Annotated in this window: 17 protein-coding genes; 13 read left to right on the forward strand and 4 right to left on the reverse strand. The window is 64.4% G+C overall.

What is annotated here, in order from left to right:
- The first annotated feature begins 53 nt into the window (after positions 1-53).
- The 9 genes from ACU8HS_RS19780 (at position 54) to ACU8HS_RS19820 (ending at position 10,922) form a co-directional block, all read left to right on the forward strand.
- On the forward strand, positions 54-851 hold the full coding sequence (locus ACU8HS_RS19780) for a DUF899 domain-containing protein (protein WP_447015026.1): 798 nt from the start codon (positions 54-56) through the stop codon (positions 849-851).
- The gene (locus tag ACU8HS_RS19785) at positions 851-1,138 is read left to right on the forward strand and encodes a hypothetical protein (protein ID WP_447015027.1); all 288 of its coding nucleotides are present in this window, start codon (positions 851-853) and stop codon (positions 1,136-1,138) included. Before ACU8HS_RS19780 ends, ACU8HS_RS19785 begins: the two co-directional genes overlap by 1 nt.
- A 135-nt stretch (positions 1,139-1,273) precedes the next feature.
- Positions 1,274-2,185 carry an ankyrin repeat domain-containing protein gene (locus ACU8HS_RS19790; protein ID WP_447015028.1) on the forward strand — a complete coding sequence of 304 codons (912 nt, stop codon included), beginning with the start codon at positions 1,274-1,276 and terminating at the stop codon, positions 2,183-2,185.
- Positions 2,186-2,507: 322 nt separating this feature from the next.
- Positions 2,508-3,170, forward strand: a complete 663-nt coding sequence (locus ACU8HS_RS19795) for a hypothetical protein (RefSeq protein WP_447015927.1) — start codon at positions 2,508-2,510, stop codon at positions 3,168-3,170.
- Positions 3,171-4,691: 1,521 nt separating this feature from the next.
- Positions 4,692-5,852, forward strand: a complete 1,161-nt coding sequence (locus ACU8HS_RS19800; RefSeq protein ID WP_447015029.1) for a GGDEF domain-containing protein — start codon at positions 4,692-4,694, stop codon at positions 5,850-5,852.
- A gap of 115 nt (positions 5,853-5,967) precedes the next feature.
- Complete coding sequence (locus ACU8HS_RS19805; RefSeq protein ID WP_447015030.1) at positions 5,968-6,321, forward strand: DMT family protein; 354 nt, start codon at positions 5,968-5,970, stop codon at positions 6,319-6,321.
- A gap of 121 nt (positions 6,322-6,442) precedes the next feature.
- The gene (locus tag ACU8HS_RS19810) at positions 6,443-7,966 is read left to right on the forward strand and encodes a DUF1800 domain-containing protein (protein ID WP_447015031.1); all 1,524 of its coding nucleotides are present in this window, start codon (positions 6,443-6,445) and stop codon (positions 7,964-7,966) included.
- Positions 7,967-7,977: 11 nt separating this feature from the next.
- The gene (locus ACU8HS_RS19815; protein ID WP_447015032.1) at positions 7,978-9,150 is read left to right on the forward strand and encodes a DUF1501 domain-containing protein; all 1,173 of its coding nucleotides are present in this window, start codon (positions 7,978-7,980) and stop codon (positions 9,148-9,150) included.
- Between the two features lie 833 nt (positions 9,151-9,983).
- A complete protein-coding gene (locus ACU8HS_RS19820; protein ID WP_113414813.1) occupies positions 9,984-10,922 on the forward strand; it encodes an IS110 family transposase in 939 nt (312 codons plus the stop codon).
- A 534-nt stretch (positions 10,923-11,456) separates the two neighbouring features.
- Here ACU8HS_RS19820 and ACU8HS_RS19825 read toward each other — a convergent pair.
- The 3 genes from ACU8HS_RS19825 to ACU8HS_RS19835 all read right to left on the reverse strand — a co-directional run bounded on the left by ACU8HS_RS19825 (position 11,457) and on the right by ACU8HS_RS19835 (position 13,064).
- Complete coding sequence (locus ACU8HS_RS19825; protein WP_112753421.1) at positions 11,457-11,945, reverse strand: hypothetical protein; 489 nt, start codon at positions 11,943-11,945, stop codon at positions 11,457-11,459.
- Between the two features lie 140 nt (positions 11,946-12,085).
- Positions 12,086-12,673, reverse strand: a complete 588-nt coding sequence (locus ACU8HS_RS19830; RefSeq protein ID WP_447015033.1) for a hypothetical protein — start codon at positions 12,671-12,673, stop codon at positions 12,086-12,088.
- 4 nt (positions 12,674-12,677) lie between these two features.
- Positions 12,678-13,064, reverse strand: a complete 387-nt coding sequence (locus tag ACU8HS_RS19835; protein ID WP_112573011.1) for an acyl-CoA thioesterase — start codon at positions 13,062-13,064, stop codon at positions 12,678-12,680.
- 299 nt (positions 13,065-13,363) lie between these two features.
- Here ACU8HS_RS19835 and ACU8HS_RS19840 point away from each other — a divergent pair, with 299 nt between their 5' ends.
- Positions 13,364-15,175, forward strand: a complete 1,812-nt coding sequence (locus tag ACU8HS_RS19840) for a methyl-accepting chemotaxis protein (RefSeq protein WP_112573012.1) — start codon at positions 13,364-13,366, stop codon at positions 15,173-15,175.
- 313 nt (positions 15,176-15,488) lie between these two features.
- Positions 15,489-16,829: an extensin-like domain-containing protein gene (locus ACU8HS_RS19845; protein ID WP_447015034.1), complete on the forward strand. Its 1,341-nt coding sequence runs from the start codon at positions 15,489-15,491 to the stop codon at positions 16,827-16,829.
- A gap of 7 nt (positions 16,830-16,836) precedes the next feature.
- Here the strand turns inward: ACU8HS_RS19845 and ACU8HS_RS19850 are convergent, their stop codons facing one another.
- Positions 16,837-17,190 carry an ADP-ribosylation/crystallin J1 gene (locus ACU8HS_RS19850; RefSeq protein ID WP_447015035.1) on the reverse strand — a complete coding sequence of 118 codons (354 nt, stop codon included), beginning with the start codon at positions 17,188-17,190 and terminating at the stop codon, positions 16,837-16,839.
- Positions 17,191-17,517: 327 nt separating this feature from the next.
- Between ACU8HS_RS19850 and ACU8HS_RS19855 the strand changes: the two genes are divergently transcribed.
- Complete coding sequence (locus ACU8HS_RS19855) at positions 17,518-17,907, forward strand: c-type cytochrome (protein WP_377311985.1); 390 nt, start codon at positions 17,518-17,520, stop codon at positions 17,905-17,907.
- 145 nt (positions 17,908-18,052) lie between these two features.
- Positions 18,053-18,871: a cytochrome c oxidase subunit II gene (locus ACU8HS_RS19860; RefSeq protein WP_112573020.1), complete on the forward strand. Its 819-nt coding sequence runs from the start codon at positions 18,053-18,055 to the stop codon at positions 18,869-18,871.
- Positions 18,872-18,902 lie beyond the last annotated feature (31 nt).

Raw genomic sequence — 18,902 nt, forward strand, 5'->3', positions numbered from 1 at the left:
GCAGGCAACGGCCCGCCGTCTGACAGGTTTCGATGCCAATGAGGAGAAGAGCGATGACGATGCACAAGACCGGAACACGGGCGGAATGGCTGCAGGCGCGGCTGGCGCTGCTCGAGCACGAAAAGGAACTGACGCGCCGCAGCGACGAGATCGCCGAATTGCGCCGGGAGCTGCCCTGGGTGAAGATCGAGAAGGATTACCGGCTGGAGACGGAAGCCGGCATCGTGCCGCTCGCCGCCCTCTTCAAGGGCCGCTCGCAGCTCATCGTCTACCATTTCATGTTCGGGCCGGATTATACGGCCGGCTGCCCCTCCTGCTCGTCGATCGCCGACGGTTTCAACGGCGTCGCCGTGCATCTGGAAAACCACGACGTCGCCTTCAGCGCCGTCTCCCGCGCCCCGCTCGCCAGGCTTCTGGAGTTCAAGCGCCGCATGGGCTGGAGCTTCGACTGGGCCTCGTCCGGCGGCAGCGATTTCAACCACGATTTCAATGTCTGGTTCACGCCGGAGGAACAGCGGGGCGGCGGCATCGACTATAATTACCGCCGCGAGCCGCCGATGCTCGACGCCCAGGCCGGCAGGACGGTGCAGCAATGGGAGCTGCGCGGCAGCGAAGGGCCGGTCGCCGAGATCGCCTCCATGACCGGCACCGACATCGCCACCTATACCCGCGACCGCCCCGGCCTCAGCGCCTTTATCATGCAGGGCGGCGAAATCTACCACACCTATTCCTCCTATGCCCGCGGGCTCGACGGCGTGTGGGGCATGTACCAGTGGCTCGACCGCGCGCCGCTCGGCCGCAACGAGACGGGTGTCTGGTGGCGCCACCACGACCGCTACGAGGCCGCCTGATGCGCCCCTCGGCCTCCACATCCACACTTGGGGCCGGCCGTTGCGCCGGCTCCCGCCTGACGGCGGGCCTTGCGCGCGGGCTCTCGCTCGCGGCGGCACCGACCTTCGCCCTCATGGCAGCGCTTTCGGCAGGAGAGCCGGCAGCCGGCATGATCTGTTCCGGCATGCCGATGCACGGGCCGGCCGGCATGAGCGGCATGGCGGCGATGTACCTGCTGATGAGCCTGTTCCATGCCGGGCCGTGGCTGCGGTGGATCGGCGGCGAGGGCGGCTTTCGGGCTTCGTAGGGTGGCCGCCTCCGACCGGCAGCCCGGAAGGACGGAGGGTGTACCGTGCCCGCGTGGCCGAACCGGCGCCGGGCTGTTCGCTCAGGGGGATCGGGTGTATCCTTTCCGGTCGCGGGTCCGGCGGAGGAACCGAAGATGCGTGTGTTCCCGGCAAGCGTGTTCATCTGTCTGAGTGTTCTTGCAACGGCCCAGGGCGGCCCGCTCCACGATGCGGCCGGCAAGGGCGACCTGGCGGCGATTGCGGCCGCCCTCGACGCAGGGGCCGATATCGAGCAGCAGGACAAGGGCGCCACGCCGCTGTTTCTGGCTGTTCGCGGCGACCATCCGCAGGCGGCGGAACTGCTGATCGCGCGCGGTGCGAACGTGAATGGCGAGTCGGCGATCGGCCTGCCCCTGACCGCTGCCGTCCTGAAAGGTTCTCCCGAACTCATCCGGATACTGTTGGCGCATGGCGCCGATCCCAATGCGGCGGCGCGAGGCGAGCGCATGCTGCACTTCGCGGTCGCGGGCGGCTGTCTGGACTGCGTGAAGGCCCTTGTCGAGGCTGGCGCCGACGTCAATGCCATATGGGTGCGCGGTGATCCCGCCCGCCTGCCGAGCATTATCACCGCCTATCATCTGGCAAGGCGCGACGGCCGCGCCGAAATCGCCGGCTACCTTCTGGCTCACGGCGTCGTCATACAGAAACCCGAGCCCATTTCCGCGAAACTGGCAAACGGGGACCCGGCGAAGGGCGCGGTATTCTTCGCCTCCAATTGCGCCAGTTGCCATGCCAGGCGCCCGCAGGACATATCCCGCAATGGGCCGAACCTGTGGAACGTCGTGGGACGGGACAAGGCCTCGACAGAGTTCGCGCGCTATTCCAGAACCCTGTCGGAATGGGAGGGGACATGGACCTACGAGGACCTCAACATCTTCATCGCCGGGCCGTCGCTGACGACGCCGGGCGTGAACATGGAGGTGCGCGGCGCGCCCGATGAAGCCGATCGCATAGACGTCATCGCCTATCTGAGAACCCTCAGCGACAACCCGGTTCCGCTGCCCTGACCGCGCCTATCGCAAGGCAGTCGATGTTGGGGCGGTGGGGTCTGGGCCGTAGTTCTATCGACGTTTCGCTCGAGGCCAGTGTCGGAACATGGTCCAGACAGCATCATCGTCTGCCCCAGGGTCCGCACGGTTCCCTCTTTAAGTACTTGGTAAACCAAGCCTTTCATGCCGACCGATTTAAGACAAGCGCCCATCGATGCCGGGTTGCGGGGATATTCCCCGCTATTGTAACGACGATAGGCGTATGATGTTTAATCGTGACGCAGCGGTCGGGCTATTTGCCATCCATAGAAGGCGAGCGGATCAGGATTGGTGAGTGTGTATGTTCTCTAGATGCATCGTCTTTGCCATCTTCGTTCTTGTATCTCATTCCTACGCCGTTGCAGCGGTGCAGGAAGTTTCCCCAGTCGAATCTCCTCTTAACCCGAGCGCTCCTTGGGCGATCGAATGGAATATGCCCGACCGGAAAGATGAGACTACGCCAAAGACGCTCATAGTTTGTTCGGAGCATTCGGATGAACAGGTTGGGCAGTATAGGTCGCTGATCGAAAAAGCCATCGTGCTGCAAGGCTATACGGTCCTGGATGGGAATAAGCCGAACGAACTGAAGAAAGCCGAAAACAGCATTGGTTACATTGTCTTTATCGACAAGAATACCAGCGGCAAGGGGCTCGGCGACTGCATAGAAAATTATCCCGAGCTCAAGCCGATCGTTGCCGATTTCATGCAGACGGCTGATGCACAAAAAAATATGCAGATATTGATTCAGGCCGGAGTTCTACCGGCAGGAACGCCTCCATCGCAATGTATGTCGAGATTTTACTACCCAACGAAAGATTATGATCCGACGAGAGAACCTCATCAACGGTGGGTTGCTCATGTCGGCATAGCCTATTCCTCTGACTTAAGCTGTCTTGAACACTTTCAGCTTGGCACCTTTGGAATTCATGCACGTTCCTGCCAGTCAGCAGGGATCTGCCACTGACGAAGGTCCTCGCCATTTTGGCATGAGGGAAGTTGGGTTGCCGGCCTCCGCCTCACGCAGTTCCCATACTGCGCAGTTGCCTCAGTGGGGCGAGGCCGCCACCCCACCCAACCTCATCCCTGTCCTCGGGCTTGTTCCGGGGACCATCACAGGGATCCAGCAGCCGCGTGTCCACGCGGCGGAAGACTCTTGTTCTCGCGGCAAGCTCCCAGTGTTGGCGAATACGCGGGAGAGCAGCCGGCGTTCCTCTCTCCTGGCATGAGGCGAGCGGTCTGTTCTTCAGGAGTCTCTTCGGCTTGCAGACGCAAGCCGGCTGGATCCCTGTGACAGGCACAGGGATGAGGTGGGTGAGGGAAGCGTCGCTGCCCAAAGCCGGCGTCGGGCAGGTGTCGGGGATGGCGGCAAGGGCCTTCCGCAGCCTCTTCCACCCGGCACGGCCCTTTCACCGCCACCCCAACAGCGCCTCACCCATCCCTCGCAACCGCTCTGCCGCGAGGCCCACCCCAACCACCTCATCCCTGTGCCTGTCACAGGGATCCAGCAGCCGCGTGTCCACGCGGCGGAAGACTCTTGTTCTCGCAGCAAGCTTGCAGTGCTGGCGAATACGCGGGAGAGCAGCCGGCTTCCTTTCTCCTGGCATGAGGCGAGCGGTCTGTTCTTCAGGAGTTTCTTCGGCTTGCAGACGCAAGCCGGCTGGATCCCTGTGATGGTCCCCGGAACAAGTCCGAGGACAGGGATGAGGTGGGTGAGGGAAGCCGCTCGGCCAACCAACGCTCCCATACCGGGCAAAGGCCTTGCGGGGGAAAGTCGGTGGCACTCTCCTTGCCTCGTGCCTGCACGAAGGATGTCACTGAAATGGCGGAAAGGTAGGCTGGCGATCCGCTGTCTAGCGCGTCCATACTGCGCAGTTGCCTCAGTGGGGCGAGGCCGCCACCCAATCCTCCTCATCCCTGTGCCTGTCACAGGGATCCAGCAGCCGCGTGTCCACGCGGCGGAAGACTCTTGTTCTCGCGGCAAGCTCCCAGTGTTGGCGAATACGCGGGAGAGCAGCCGGCTTCCTCTCTCCTGGCACAAGGCGAGCGGTCTGTTCTTCAGGAGTCTCTTCGGCTTGCGGACGCAAGCCGGCTGGATCCCTGTGACAGGCACAGGGATGAGGTGGGTGAGGAAAGCGTCGCTGCCCAAAGCCGGCGTCAGGCAGGCGTCGGGGATGGCGGCAAGGGGCCTTCCGCAGCCTCCTCCACCCGACGCGGCCCTTTCAGCGCTAACCCACCAGCGCCTCACCCATCCCTCGCAACCGCTCTGCCGCGAGGCCCACCCCACTAAGACAACTGCGCGGCAGGGAAGCTGCATGAGGCAGAGGCCGGCGGCGGAGGCTGGCGGCCTTTCCCTGCGGCTGCGGGCGCGGCGGCATGGTCGATCGCGGTCCGGTTTCTTGCCCCGGCCGGTTTTTTCTTTCTTAAGATCATTGCCCTAGCTTGCGTGGCTGCGCCGGTTCCGTGCCACGTCCCGCCGCGAGGATACATGGATAGTAATTTCGCCTTCCTGCTGCCGGTCATGATGCTGATTTTCGGCTGCACCTTTCTGATCGTCGGCCGCTTCGGGTCGCGGGAGGCGACGTTGTGGGGGCCGGGTTATCTGGTCGCGGCGGCGGCCTTTTCCGTGCCGCTGGTCGACGGCCTGCTTGGCGAGCGCAGGGCCTCGCTGCTTGCCGATGCGCTCTTCCTCATTTCCTTCGTCTTTTATGGCGGCGCGCTGCTTGCCCGTTTCGGGCAGCCGTCGCGGCTGGCGCTGCGTCTGGGTTTTGCCGGGGCGGTCTACGCCGGCATCCTTTATGCGGTGCTGGTGCGCGGAAGCATTCCGGCGGAATTCCTGCTCGACGATTTCGGCTGCGCGGCGCTGCTTGCCTTTGCGATCGTCTCCAGCCTGAAACATATGCGCCACGCGGCCGACAGGGTGCTCGTCGCCGTCTCCGGCCTCGTGGTGGCCGATACGGTGGTCCGCAACATCGTCTTCGTCTTCGTCGTGCCCTCCTATGGCGGGCACGAGGATTTCATCGCGTCGCAATATGCCTTCGCCATGCAGGCCTCGGCATCGGTGCTGGCGCTGGTCTTTGCGCTGTCTGCGCTGGCGGCCGCCACGTTCGACACGATCGTTGCCCATCGCGACGCGGCCGAGCGCGATCCGCTGACCGGCATGCTCAACCGCCGCGGCTTCGACCGTCTGGCCGGGGAGCGCAAGGGGGCGGAAGGCGCCGTCATCATCTGCGACATCGACAATTTCAAATGGGTGAACGACACGTTCGGCCATGGCCCCGGCGACGAGATGATCCGCGCCTTTGCCGGGATACTGGAGGCGCGGCTGCCGGAGGGCGGCCTTGCGGCGCGTTTCGGCGGCGAGGAATTCGTGGTCTTCCTGCCTTCCACGCCGCTGGTGGCCGCCGCCGATTTCGCCAACCGGGTGCGGCTGGCCTTTGCGGCGGTCGAGCGCAAGCCGGCCGGCGGAATCACGGCAAGCTTCGGCGTGGCCGGCGCGAGTGCCGCCGACCATTCCCTCTACGAGCAGATCGCGCGCGCCGACAGGGCGCTCTATGCGGCCAAGGAGGGCGGGCGCAACAAGGTGATGGTGGAGGGCGAGCCGCCGCAGGACATGTCCGGCCCGCGTCTTTATCGCTCATCCCAATAATGCGGCCGGCAGGGCAATATGGGCCTGGAGACTTGATTGCCCGCAAGGCGCGGGTAAAAGGCTCGTGTTTCACCCGTTCGCAATTCATCCGCAGGATCAGCCCACAGGATCGACCATGCCCTTTTCGCTCAATCCGGCCGCCTTCTGGCCGGTGATCATGCTCTTTGCCTCCAATATCTTCATGACCTTCGCCTGGTACGGCCACCTGAAGCACAAGGGCAGCGCGATCTTCATCGCCATCGTTGCCAGCTGGGGCATCGCCTTCTTCGAATATTGCCTGGCGGTGCCGGCCAACCGCATCGGCTCCACGGTCTATTCGACGGCGCAGCTGAAGACGATGCAGGAAGTCATCACGCTCATCGTCTTTTCCGGTTTCTCGATCTTCTGGCTGGGCGAGAACCTGACCTGGAACCATGCGATCGGTTTTGCGCTGATCGCGGTTGGGGCGTCCTTCATCTTCCGGACATAGTCTCCAACGATTTCAACAGATTACAAATCGTCCATGTCGGGAAATCGCCGCATTTCCTACACCGTGGCGTCGCAATTGGCTGAGACCCTGTCACTATCCGGTGATGAAGAGGTGAACGGTCATGAGCCTGTCTTTTCCGACGATGGCGGCGATCCGCTTCGGCTACGGGCTGCGGCCGGGCGAGGCGCTGGCGCAGACGAAGGATGAGCTGATTGCGCAGGTCGGCCGCGGCGCGGCTGCCGTGCCGGGTTTTCCCGTGGGCGGCGTTGCGGCGCGGCAGGCGGAAATCCTCGACCTGCAGGACCGGCTGAAACAGATCCGGCAGGCCGGCGGCGACGATCTCGCGCGCCGGCAGCAGCGGCGCGCCCTGCAGCGGCGCGCGCAGCTTCTGTTCCAGATGGATGCCAATGCGCGGCTGATGCAGGCGGTGCTTTCGCCCGACGGGTTCAACGAGCGGCTGGCGACGTTCTGGACCAACCATTTTTCCACCAGCGCCGCCAAGAGCGTGCCAATGCGGCTGATCGTGCCGCTCTATGAGGCCGAGGCGATCCGGCCCTTCATGGGCGGAAAGTTCGCGACGCTGCTGCGCGCCGCCACCGCGCATCCGGCCATGCTCATCTATCTCGATCAGGCGCAATCGCTGGGGCCGGATTCCAAGGGCGGCATGCGGCGCAACAAGGGGCTGAACGAAAATCTCGGCCGCGAGCTTCTGGAACTGCACACGCTGGGCGCGGGCAGCGGCTATACGCAGGCCGACGTGCGCGCGGCAGCGATGGTGCTGACCGGGCTGACGGTCGACCAGCAGCAGATGCAGACGGCCTTCCGGCCGCAGATTTCCGAACCCGGCGAACATCGGGTCCTCGGCGTCGGCTATGGCGGGGCGAAACGCACACGCGGCGATTATCTCGCCATGCTCGACGATCTCGCCGTGCATCCCAAGACGGCCGGGCATATCAGCCGCAAGCTCGCGGTGCATTTCGTCTCCGACCAGCCGCCGCAGGAGATGGTCGCGGCCATGAGCGAGGCCTGGATGAAGACGGATGGCGACCTGACCGCCGTCTACCGCGCCATGCTCGACCATCCCGCCGCCTGGGCGAACGAGGGCGCCAAGGCGCGCCAGCCTTTCGACTATATCGTCAGCGGGCTTCGGGCACTGGATAGCGGCGCCGGCGCCGGCGACGTCGCGGTCTTCATGCAGGCCTACCGGCAGGAGGATGCCGACGGCGACGACATGGCCGCCATGGCGCAGAAGAAGGATGCGGGCGCCGGCCAGCAGGCCATGCAGGCGCCGCCGGGCCCGGAGGATGAGGCGCGCATCAAGCGGCGCAAGGCCTTCCGGACGGCGCGCGCGCTCGGGCAGGGCGCGCTGCGGCGCATGGGCCAGCCGACATGGCTGCCGCCGAGCCCGGCCGGCTTCGAGGAGAGTTTCTCCGCCTGGATCACCGCCAGCCAGCTTTCCGAGCGGCTTGCCTGGGCGCGGCGCGCCAGCGCCCAGTTCGGCAGGGATGCCGATCCGCGGCAATTCCTGAAGGCCACGCTTGCCGATGCCGCCCGCGACGAGACGATCCGCGTCGTCTCGCAGGCGCCGAGCCGGACGAGCGGGCTGACGCTGGTGCTCGCTTCCCCCGAATTCAACCGCCGATAAGGATCTCCGTCATGACAGGCTTTACGCTTTCGCGCCGCGGTTTCCTCGCCTCCGCCTGCTGTCTTGCCGCCGCTCCCGTCCTTACGCCCGTCACCTTCGCGGCGATGCCCGGCGACAACCGTTTCGTGACGATCGTGCTGCGCGGGGCGATGGACGGGCTCGATCTCGTGCAGCCCTATGGCGATGCCGGCTTTGCGGCGCTGCGGCCCACGCTCGCGCTCACGCCCGACAGGGGGCTTCTCGATCTCGACGGCCACTTCGGGCTCAATCCGGCGGCGGCCGGCCTGATGCCGCTGTGGAAGGCGAGGGAGCTTGCCTTCGTGCATGCCGTTTCCACGCCCTACCGCGACCAGCGCAGCCATTTCGACGGGCAGGACATGCTGGAATCGGGCGGCGAGCATGTGGCCGAGGAAAAGACCGGCTGGCTCAACCGGGCGCTTGCCGTCATGCCGCGCCCGGCTGCGCGGAAGGCGATCGACGTCAACACGTCCACCGAGCTGATCCTGACCGGGCCGAACAATGTCGATGTCTGGGCATCGGATTCCAATCTCGGGCCGGCCAAGGACGAGATGCAGTTCCTGATGCGGCTCTATGCCGGCGATCCGGCCTTCGCGAAGGCGATGGACGAGGCGATGCGGGCCGACAGTGCGGCAATGCTGTCGGAACCTTCCGGGGAGCGCGGCGAGAAGATCGGCGACGTGGCCGCTCTCGCCGGCAACATGCTGAAGGGCGATTACCGCATCGCCAGCTTCTCCATCACCGGCTGGGATACGCATGTCGGCCAGCTCGGCCAGTTCAGGCGGCCGGTGCAGGACCTGGAGCGGGCGATCACGACGCTGAAGGCGACGATGGGGCCGGATGTCTGGTCGAAGACGGTGGTGCTTGCCATGACGGAATTCGGCCGCACGGTGCGCGAGAACGGCTCCGGCGGGACGGATCACGGCACCGGCGGCTGCGCGGTGCTGGCCGGCGGGGCTATCGACGGCGGGCGCATTCTCGGCAAATGGCCGGGGCTTGGCGACGGGGCGCTGCTGGATGACCGCGACCTGATGCCGACGGCCGACGTGCGCGAGCTTGCGGCGGCGATGCTCTACCGGCAGTTCGATGTGTCGGCCGAGGACCTGACGGGGAAGATTTTTCCGGGGCTGAGTTTCGACAGCGGCTCGCAGTTCTTGCGGGGGTGATGGGTGCTTTTGGGATGACGCTGTGGTCTTGGCCCCCTCATCCGACCCTTCAGGCCCCCTGACCGGGGTTGAGCCACGGGTTTCAACCCGTCCTTCGGACCCCCGCTGGGGAGAAGAGGGATGCCGCGACGTTTCCGTTTTCTCAAAGGAGTCGTGTGCCACGTCCCCTCTACCCAGCGGGGAGAGGGTTAGGGTGAGGGGGCCGTTGGGACGCGGTGAGCTATCCCCGACCTCCGTCATTCCTGTGCCTGTCACAGGAATCCAGCCACCGCGCGTCCGCGCGGTGAATGACTCCCATATGCCGCAAGCAAATGAGTCTCTCCTGCCCAAGGACTTGGGCAGGCTGGATCCCTGTGACAAGCACAGGGATGAGGTGGGGAGGGGAGCGTCGCTGCCCAAAGCAGGCGTCGGGCATGGCGGCAAAGACCGCCGCAGCCTCCGCCACCCGACACGGCCCTTTCAGCGCCACCCAACGGCGCCTCACCCAGCCCTCGCAACCGTCCTGCCGGAAGGCTCACCCCAACAGTGCCTCGCCCAGCCCTCGCAGCAGCCCCGCCCGCGGCCCACCCCAACCACCTCATTCCCGTGCCCCACCCAGCCCTCGCAACCGTCCTGCCCGGAGGCCCACCCCAACCTCCCTTGTATCTGCACATTGATGATTTTGTGCGAAAGAAGCGACTGAGCCTCTTGCCGGGTGGCCACCCGGCAAGAGGCGTGGCGGCGTCGCCCGTTCTCCCTCCGGCTACAACCGTGGATGAGCCAGGGATCGTCGCCATCGTCACGTACGACCGAACAGTCGCTTGGTTCCAACCGCACGCACAAGGCAGGTTACCGTGAACAGCATCATATGTGGAGTGGATGTTTCGAAGGAGTGGCTGGATGTCTTCATCCGCCCGTTGGGTGTTTCCCAGCGTTTCAGCAACGATGCGTCCGGTATCGGTGCGCTTGGCGCGCTCTGCCTTGCCGAGGCGGTCGAGCTCGTCGCCATGGAAGCCTCCGGCGGCTACGAGCGGCCGGCCTTTCTGTTGTTGTGGGAGATGGGGGTCGCCTGTGCGCTTGCCAATGCACGCAATGTGCGCCGCTTTGCCGAAGCCATGGGCTTTCTGGAAAAGACCGATCAGATCGATGCGGCGGTGATTGCCCATTATGCCGAGGCCAGGCCGCTGCGTGCCTCGCCACCGCCGAAGCCGGCGCAGATGCGGCTGCAGGCCTTGGTGGCGCGGCTGTCCCAGGTCACCGGCGACCTGATCATCCAGAAGCAGCGCAGAAGCGTTGCCCGCGATGCACAGGCCGTTGAAAGCCTCAACGAGGTGATCGCGCTTCTGGTGCGTCAGAGCCGCAGGCTGGAAGGCGAGATCGCCTCGATGATCGACGACGATCCGCTCTGGGCCGGCCTCGACAAGGCCTTTCGCTCCATCAAGGGTGTTGCCTCGCGCACCGTAGCCCGGCTGATGGCCGAGCTGCCGGAGATCGGTCATATCTCCAACAAGGCTATCGTCAAGTTGGCTGGCCTTGCGCCGATTGCCAACGACAGCGGCAAGAAAAGCGGACCACGGCCGGTGCGCGGCGGTCGCAAGGGGCCACGTGGCATCCTCTTCCTGATCGCCGCCATTGCTGCCAGATACGATCCGCATCTGGGCGCCTTCCAGCAACGGTTGCAAGCCGCAGGCAAACCGAAAATGGTCGTTCGCATTGCACTCGCCAGAAAGCTCCTCGTCATTCTCAACGCAAAAGCACGAGATGCGCGAAGGGAATTCGCACATGCAACTTGACACACCAGATAGTCGCTCATTCCTGTGCCTGTCACAGGAATCCAGCCACCGCGCGTCTGCGCGGTGAATGACTCCCATATGCAGCAAGCAAACGAGTCTCTCCTGCCCAAGGACTTGGGCAGGCTGGATCCCTGTGACAAGCACAGGGATGAGGGTGGGGAGGGGGCGTCGCCGCCCAAAGCCGGTGTCGGGCATGGCGGCAAAGGTCATGCCCATAGCCATCGCCCGCAAAATCCTCGTCACAGCCAACGCTTTGCTCAGGGACAAGACCATGCTCAACCCCACCTGAGAATACAGTTGCCAGCCAGCTTGCGTCTGCAGGCTGAAAGGACTCCCTCATCGGGATCGCCTGTAGTCGGCTTATTGGCGCTGCGTTCAAGGAAGAGTCTCGCGCCGCGTGGACACGCGGCTGCTGGATTCCTGTGACAGGCACAGGAGGGAGATTGGGGTGGCTCGTTCGCCCTCAAAAGGAGCGCACGGTGGAAGGGAGCGGCGTGCCAACCCTCTCAAATCACATCAAAAAGGCCTGTCCAGTCAGGCCTCGTCCTCCACCCCGCCATTGACCTGCAGGCTGTTCAGCACAGACAGAATGCCCTGCCAGCTCTGATAACCCGAGGTCGGGTCGGCGGCGCGGCCCTGGGATTCGATTTCGTCCATCGCGTTGCTGGCAATGCCGATGAAGTCCTGCGAGGTGCTGTCATAGGCGGAGCTTTCGGCTTCGGAAAGCGGCAGCAGCGTGCCGTCGGCGGCGATCTTGCCGAAGGGGCGGCCGGAAAGCTGCAGCTGCAGGACCTGGGCAAGGTCGAGCTCGCCGGAATCGTAGAGGTCGGTGGAAAGATCGCGCATTTCGGCCGGCGTCATGTGGCTGAAATCGTAGGAGCCGCCTTCTTCGTCACCCGACGTATCCTCGCCGACCGGCTGGTCGAAATCGTCGAGGCTTGCGGCAAAGGCCGAGCCGGCGGCGGCGCTCTTCTTCTGGGTCGAGAAGGCGGAGTAGCTCGGAGTGCTTCCATCGATGCGCATTGTTGGTCTCCTGATCGGGATCATCCTGATGGGCCGGACAATGCTTGGCTGTACTTGCGCGAAGCTGGTCGATGGGGCGAGTTTTTCTTTTTGTGCGCGAAAGAAGGCCCCTCTCTCTTGTGGGGGGCGGTTTTCTTCCTTCAGATCAGATCGTAGAGCCTGAAAATCCACGAGATCTGATAGAGCAGCCCGACGCTCACGAAGACGGCATGAAAGCGCCGGTTCGCCGTCCAGGCCGCCACGATGCTGAGCGCGATGAATACGGCGTTGCGCACCGGATATTCCCAGCCGAGTGCGGCCAGATAGGCCTTGCCCTTCAGGAGCGTGTCGAGAAAATCCACCACATAGGTCACGGCCAGCATGCCGAAGAACCATCGGCGCCGGGAGATGAAATATTCCTCGTAGCCGCCGTAATCCTCCAGCGTCGTCGGGAAGATCAGCACGCAGAGGAAGAAGAACAGGCAGCAGAAGCTGATGAGGAAGAGATAGACGCCGAAGGAAATGACGGCGAGCGACTGCAGGCGATATTCCCACCACCAGAAATGGATGATGAAGAGGAACATCGAGGCGACCCAGCCGAGATGCACCCAGTAGACGCGGTTCTTGCCCGGAGACTGGACGATACCGCCGAGGCCGGTGAGCAGGCGGGCGAGCGACAGGCCGATCACCATCGACATCACGGTGCGGATGTAGACGTAGACTTCCGGTGTCGCGGCCGTCTGCAGCATCGCCTCACTCCTGCGGGACGACCTTGGGCCTGCCGTCCTCGTCCAGCGCCACCATGATGAAGGTGCCGGCCGTGACCTTTTCCTGCTGGTTATAGCGCGAACGGTGCGCCCAGGCCTCGACGCGCAGCGTGATCGAGGTGCGGCCGACGCGTTCGATATCGGTATAGACCGACAGCGTATCGCCGATCTTGACCGGCAGTTCGAAGGCCATTTCCTTGACCGCGGCAGTCACCACGCGGCCCCTGGCGCGCTCGGCGGCGCGGATGCCGCTGGCAAGGTCCATCTGCGCCATGACCCAGCCGCCGAAAATATCGCCGGCCGGATTGGCGTCTCCGGGCATGGCGAGCGTGCGCAGGGTGAGTTCGCCCGTGGGCTTGGCGGCATCGGTCATCAGGGCTCTCCGTTTGGCCGGTGATTCATCTGGAATCACCCTAATGCAAAGGCCAGCCGCTGGGAAAGGGCGCAAAAACACCGGTTTGCGCCCCGCGGCGGCGAAAATCGCCGCCTGCCTCAAAAAAATCTCAAGCGTTAAAATCCGGTTTTAATTCAATTGCTTGATCTTGCCGCGAAGGCCGTCGGGAGTGCCTTACGCAGCGTTATTTCATTGTATTCTAATAAAGTTTTACGGTCCGGTAAGCGGCTCACATCAGTATCTGATCATTGTCAGATATAAGAATCGCCGGGAACCCCATGCGCAACATCAGGATTTCAACCCGCCTTTACGGCCTCGTCGCCTTTACGCTTGCCGTGCTGGCCGCGACGATGATCTTCTTCCTCAACTATTCCTATTCCGAGCTGGAGGCCGAGCGCAAAGCCGGTCTCGCGCAGATGGACGCCACCGCGCTTGCCATCTTCGACAAATATTACAAGCTCGAACAGGCGGGCACGATGACCCGCGAGCAGGCGCAGGCGGCGGCCAAGGATGTGATCGCCTCCATGCGCTACGGCAACGGCACCGGCTATTTCTGGATCAACGACATGAAGCCGGTCATGGTGATGCATCCGATCAAGCCGGAAATGAACGGCACGGATCTCAGCCAGAACAAGGACCCGAAGGGCAAGTTCCTCTTCGTCGAATTCGTCAATACGGTGAAGGCGAGCGGGCAGGGCTTCGTCGATTATTACTGGCCGAAGCCCGGCGCCGACCAGCCGGTGCTGAAATATTCGCATGTGGCGGGTTTTGCGCCCTGGGGCTGGATCGTCGGCACCGGCGTCTATGCGGATGACCTTGCCGCGCTCTATTACCAGAACGCCATGTGGACGGCCGTGGTGGGCCTTGCCGGCGCGCTCGCCACGCTTGCCATCGCCTATGCGATCGTGCGCAGCGTGACCGGGCCGGTCGCCCGCCTCAAGGCGGCGATGAACGCGATTGCCGATGAAAATGCGAGCGTGGACATCACCGATGCCGATCGTCGCGACGAGATCGGCCAGATGGCGAAATCGCTGATCGTGCTGCGCGATTCGGTTGCCGAGCGGGCAGAGCTGCGGGTGCGCGAGGACGAGCGCCAGCGGGAGATCGAAAGCGAGCGGCGCGGCAACGAGGCGAGCCTGCGCTCGTCCTCGGAGCGCCAGACGGCAGCCATGCAGGCGCTCGGCGCAGGGCTGGAGCGGCTGGCGGCCGGCGATCTCACCGTTTCGATCGGCGATCTCGGCCAGGATTACGCCAAGCTGCGCGGCGATTTCAACGCGGCGGTCGATGCGCTGAACGGCGTCATCCATGCGATCGCCGAATCGAGCCATGTCGTCGACGACAGCGCCCGCGACATCAGCGAGGCGACCGGCAACCTTTCCAAGCGCACGGAGCAGCAGGCCGCGGCACTCGAAGAGACGGCAGCCGCGCTCGACGAAATCACCGCCACCGTGCGCACCGCTTCCGAGCGGGCCAACGAGGCGCGCGCCATGGTGGCGGAAACGAAGACGAGCGCCGGCAAGTCCGGCGAGATCGTGCGCAACGCCGTCTCGGCCATGAGCCGCATCGAGGATTCCTCGAGCCGCATCAGCCAGATCATCGGCGTCATCGACGAGATCGCCTTCCAGACCAACCTCCTGGCGCTGAACGCCGGGGTGGAGGCCGCGCGCGCGGGCGAGGCCGGCCGCGGCTTTGCCGTCGTCGCGCAGGAAGTGCGCGAGCTGGCGCAGCGCTCGGCCAATGCCGCCAAGGAGATCAAGGCGCTGATTTCGAGCTCGGCCGCCGAAGTCGAAGGCGGCGTGGCGCTGGTGCGCTCCACCGGCGACGCGCTGGTCGAGATCGAGGCACTGGTCAACCGCGTCAACGCCCATGTGGATTCGATTGCGACCGCCGCCCGCGAACAGGCAACCGGGCTGCACGAGATCAACACCTCCGTCAACCACATGGACCAGATGACCCAGCAGAACGCCGCAATGGTCGAGGAAACCACGGCGGCCAGCCAGACGCTGGCGCAGGAGAGCCGGCAGCTGCGCTCGCTCCTGTCGAAGTTCCAGTTGCGCGGGCAGGCTGCGCGGATCAGCCGGGCCGCCTGAGGCGGGAAGCATTTCAGGATGCGACGGGCCACGGCAGGGCATGCCGTGGCTCTTTTTTCTTTTTGCTCTCGGTGGTTTCGGGGCTAACCATAGGTCTCGTGCTTCGCCCCTCGAGGAGCGGCCGGCCTCGGAGGTCCAGCCCGCTAACATCGCCTCCCGAAGGTGCTCACATACCTCTTTGGCGCGAGGAGGCGGCCCCGATCCGCCATTCTCCACACGTAAAGCTTTCATTCACCGTTTTTACTTAAATTTGAATCGAGGTTTTCAGATCACAGGCTGCCCAGAATAAGAACGGAAAGCGGAAGCGATAAGTATGGCGTTTGTCTCCCTTCTCCGGCGTGCCGCCCTGCCAGCCCTGCTTTCCGCGGCATTGACCACCTGTTCGATCAGCGACGGGCTGGTGCCGCCTGAAAATATCGACCGCGGCACGCGGGTCAGCTCCATTTCGCCGCGCCAGCCGGTGCGCATGGCGCCGGCCCAGAACCAGCCCTATCCCGCCGCCAATGCGCCCGTCGGCAATATGCAGGGGCAGGCCGACTATCTCGATACGCCGAACCTTGCCGGCACGGGCCGGGACATGCGCGCGCCGGCCGCCGGTGCCGGCCAGCCGGGGCAGCGCCTGCCGATGATCGACAGCGACGAGGCGCTTGCGCAGGGACAGTATCAGGGGCAGGGCCAGCAGGTCGCTTCGAACGGCAACTGGGGCGGCGTGAAGCCGCTCGCCATTCCGCCCGGTGGCGTCAACATGGATGAGGAGCTTGGCGCCGGGGCGGGCAACGATCCCGTCGTCGGGCTGGCTGAGGACGAGCAGCAGCAGATTGCCGAGGTCAATGCGAGCGAGCCCGTGGTCGACGGCATCGGCACGGACAATCCGACCCAGCTCAACCAGCGCACGATGCCGCAGCCGGTTGCCGCCGGCCAGATCGGCCGCGCGCCGATGCGCGCCGCCGGCAGCCGCGCCCAGACCTGGAGCGACGGCAGCCCGGTCGTGGCGCCGGCCCGCGTTCCGCAAGAGGACGAGCCGCAGGAAGTCGCCATGCTGCGGCCCGGCAATCCGATGATGAGCCAGCCGGCCCCCGTCGATCCCGGCGTCATGCCGGCTTCCGAGCTTGCCTGCCGGCGCGAATTGAAGCGCCTGGGCGTGATCTTCGAGGATCGCCCGCCGATTTCCAACGGGCCGTCCTGCCAGGTGCCTTATCCCGTCTCGCTGAAGGGCCTTTCGGGCAATATCGGCGTCAAGCCGGCGGTGGTCCTCAACTGCCAGGTGACGCTCGCCTTCGCCAAATGGGTGAAGAACGAACTCGCCCCTTCGGCCCGCTTCCGCTACTGGACCGGCATCAAGACCATCGAGCCGCTCGGCGGCTATTCCTGCCGGCGCATGAACAACAGCCTGCAGCGCTACAATCCGATCTCCGCACATGCCAAGGGCAACGCCATCGATGTCGGCAAGTTCGTGCTGAAGGACGGCCACGAGATCGACGTGCGCAAGAAGGGCCTGTTCTCCTTCCGCGAAGGGCGGCTATTGAAGGCGGTGCGGACCGACAGCTGCAACTATTTCACCACGGTACTTGGCCCTGGCTACAATCCCGAGCACTGGAACCATTTCCACTTCGACCTGATGTCGCGCAAGAGCGGAAGGGTCGTGTGCAAGTAGGCGGACATCACGGGAAGGTCTGCGTCACCTCGATCACGCCGACGATGGCGGCGTTGAAGCGGTCCATTTCCTCGGCGGGTATCCAGTATTCGAGATGTGCCCGGCCGCCGGCTTCCTGCACCGCGTAAGCGTCGAGATAGTCCTTGCGCACCTCGAATTTCGTAACGAATCCAGCGCCGCTGCGCGGCACGTTCCAGTCGCGGGCGATCTTGACAGCGTAGTCTTGCGAAAGCACGGGATAGAAGATCGGCTGGTCGGGCAGGCGCGGCGGAAATCCACGCATGCCGAGATCGCGGATGAGCGCAAGTTCTTCGGGGCCGACGGGGCGCCAGAGGGTGATGGTTTCGATCGTGCCGCTCATGTCCTGTCCTCGTTTGTCGCCCCTCCGGCCAAGGTTCTTGCCGGCGACGCTGCGGTGTCGCAGATCGCATTTTCGAGGGTCGAGATCAATACGGTGCCGGGATCTCTGACCGACTGCATGGCCTGTGCATTTTCGTAAGAGCCGCTCGTGTCGTGGCCGATGCCGGACCGCGGCAGGGCTGACGGCGCGGGCGCCGGCGGGCCGCAATCGCGGTGCCGTTGACTTGCTCCCGCGAAGGACTAGATTTTGAAAGATCGCAACCGCCGTTCGCGCAAATGTCGCGGAGGCGGGCGTGGCTGGGCAACCTTGAGGAGGATGGGGTTTGCCGTGGTTTACCGTCTCGTTCTGCTGATCGGTGCGTGCCTGATTGCCCTCTGTCCCGGCGCCGCAGCGGCGCAGGAGGGCGATGCGACGGCCGGTGCCGTGGTTTTCAAGAAATGCGCGACCTGCCATGTCGTCGATTCCGATACGAACAAGGTCGGCCCGTCGCTGAACAAGCTGTTCGGCCGGCAGGCCGGCACGCATCCCGATTTCGCCTATTCGAACGGAATGAAGGCGGCCGGCGAGGGCGGCCTCGTCTGGGACGAGGCGACGCTGCGCGATTACCTGCACAATCCGAAAGCGAAGGTGAAGGGCACCAAGATGGCCTTTGTCGGCGTCAAGGACGATCAGGAGATCACCAATCTCATCGCCTATCTCAAGCAATATTCGCAGTAGGGGCATACTCCGAACGGTCGGTCGGCGGCCGGCCGGCACATGCCTAAATTGCCGTAATTGTCGATATTTTCCATCTGTGCGATAATAATTTCGGACTTTTTGCGGAATGCGGTTTCACGGTCAACCTGCTCGGGGAGGGGCGGAAATGGCTGTTGTGCTGATCCTTGTCCTGATTGTCGTCGGCTCCGTGCTGTTTCATGTGCTGAGCCCGTGGTGGTGGACGCCGATCGCGTCCAACTGGAACTATATCGACAGCACGCTCGTCATCACCTTCTGGATCACCGGCATCGTCTTCGTGGCGGTGGTCTCCTTCATGGCCTATTGCGTCTACCGCTTCCGCCACAGGCCGGGCAACCGGGCGCATTACGAGCCGGAGAACCGCCGGCTGGAAGTGCTGCTCGCCTCGGGAACGGCGGTCGGCGTCGCCGCCATGCTGGCGCCCGGCCTGGTCGTCTGGAACCAGTTCATCACCGTGCCGGCCGATGCCGCCGCGGTGGAGGTCGTCAGCCAGCAATGGCTGTGGAGCTTCCGCCTGCCGGGCGCCGACGGCAAGCTCGGCCGCGCCGCCACGCGCGACGTGACGCCCGAAAACCCGCTCGGCCTCGACAGGAACGACGCCAGCGGCCTCGACGACATCATCGTCGAGGGCGGCGAGCTGCACCTGCCGGTCGGCAAGCCGGTGCATGTTCTGCTGCGCTCGGTCGATGTGCTCCACGATTTCTACGTGCCGGAATTCCGCGCCAAGATGGACATGATCCCCGGCATGGTCACCTATTTCTGGCTGACGCCGACGCGTACCGGCACGTTCGAGATCCTCTGCGCCGAGCTTTGCGGCGTCGGCCATCCGCAGATGCGCGGCACCGTGGTCGTCGACGAGGACGCCGACTACCGGACCTGGCTCGGAGAGCAGCAGACGTTCACACAGCTCACCGCATCGTCGGGAGAGCCGCCGCCGGCAAACTGAACAGGCAAGCACCGCGCGGCATCGGGAAGGA

Source organism: Rhizobium sp. KDH_Rht_773_N, assembly GCF_052946295.1.

Coding starts and splice junctions, on each gene's coding strand:
- ACU8HS_RS19815 (WP_447015032.1), top strand. CDS start 7,978: ATGACAGGCTTTACGCTTTCGCGCCGCGGTTTCCTCGCCTCCGCCTGC.
- ACU8HS_RS19850 (WP_447015035.1), bottom strand. CDS start 17,190: ATGAGCGGCACGATCGAAACCATCACCCTCTGGCGCCCCGTCGGCCCC.
- ACU8HS_RS19785 (WP_447015027.1), top strand. CDS start 851: ATGCGCCCCTCGGCCTCCACATCCACACTTGGGGCCGGCCGTTGCGCC.
- ACU8HS_RS19800 (WP_447015029.1), top strand. CDS start 4,692: ATGGATAGTAATTTCGCCTTCCTGCTGCCGGTCATGATGCTGATTTTC.
- ACU8HS_RS19840 (WP_112573012.1), top strand. CDS start 13,364: ATGCGCAACATCAGGATTTCAACCCGCCTTTACGGCCTCGTCGCCTTT.
- ACU8HS_RS19835 (WP_112573011.1), bottom strand. CDS start 13,064: ATGACCGATGCCGCCAAGCCCACGGGCGAACTCACCCTGCGCACGCTC.
- ACU8HS_RS19845 (WP_447015034.1), top strand. CDS start 15,489: ATGGCGTTTGTCTCCCTTCTCCGGCGTGCCGCCCTGCCAGCCCTGCTT.
- ACU8HS_RS19780 (WP_447015026.1), top strand. CDS start 54: ATGACGATGCACAAGACCGGAACACGGGCGGAATGGCTGCAGGCGCGG.
- ACU8HS_RS19825 (WP_112753421.1), bottom strand. CDS start 11,945: ATGCGCATCGATGGAAGCACTCCGAGCTACTCCGCCTTCTCGACCCAG.
- ACU8HS_RS19805 (WP_447015030.1), top strand. CDS start 5,968: ATGCCCTTTTCGCTCAATCCGGCCGCCTTCTGGCCGGTGATCATGCTC.
- ACU8HS_RS19830 (WP_447015033.1), bottom strand. CDS start 12,673: ATGCTGCAGACGGCCGCGACACCGGAAGTCTACGTCTACATCCGCACC.
- ACU8HS_RS19795 (WP_447015927.1), top strand. CDS start 2,508: ATGTTCTCTAGATGCATCGTCTTTGCCATCTTCGTTCTTGTATCTCAT.
- ACU8HS_RS19810 (WP_447015031.1), top strand. CDS start 6,443: ATGAGCCTGTCTTTTCCGACGATGGCGGCGATCCGCTTCGGCTACGGG.
- ACU8HS_RS19790 (WP_447015028.1), top strand. CDS start 1,274: ATGCGTGTGTTCCCGGCAAGCGTGTTCATCTGTCTGAGTGTTCTTGCA.
- ACU8HS_RS19860 (WP_112573020.1), top strand. CDS start 18,053: ATGGCTGTTGTGCTGATCCTTGTCCTGATTGTCGTCGGCTCCGTGCTG.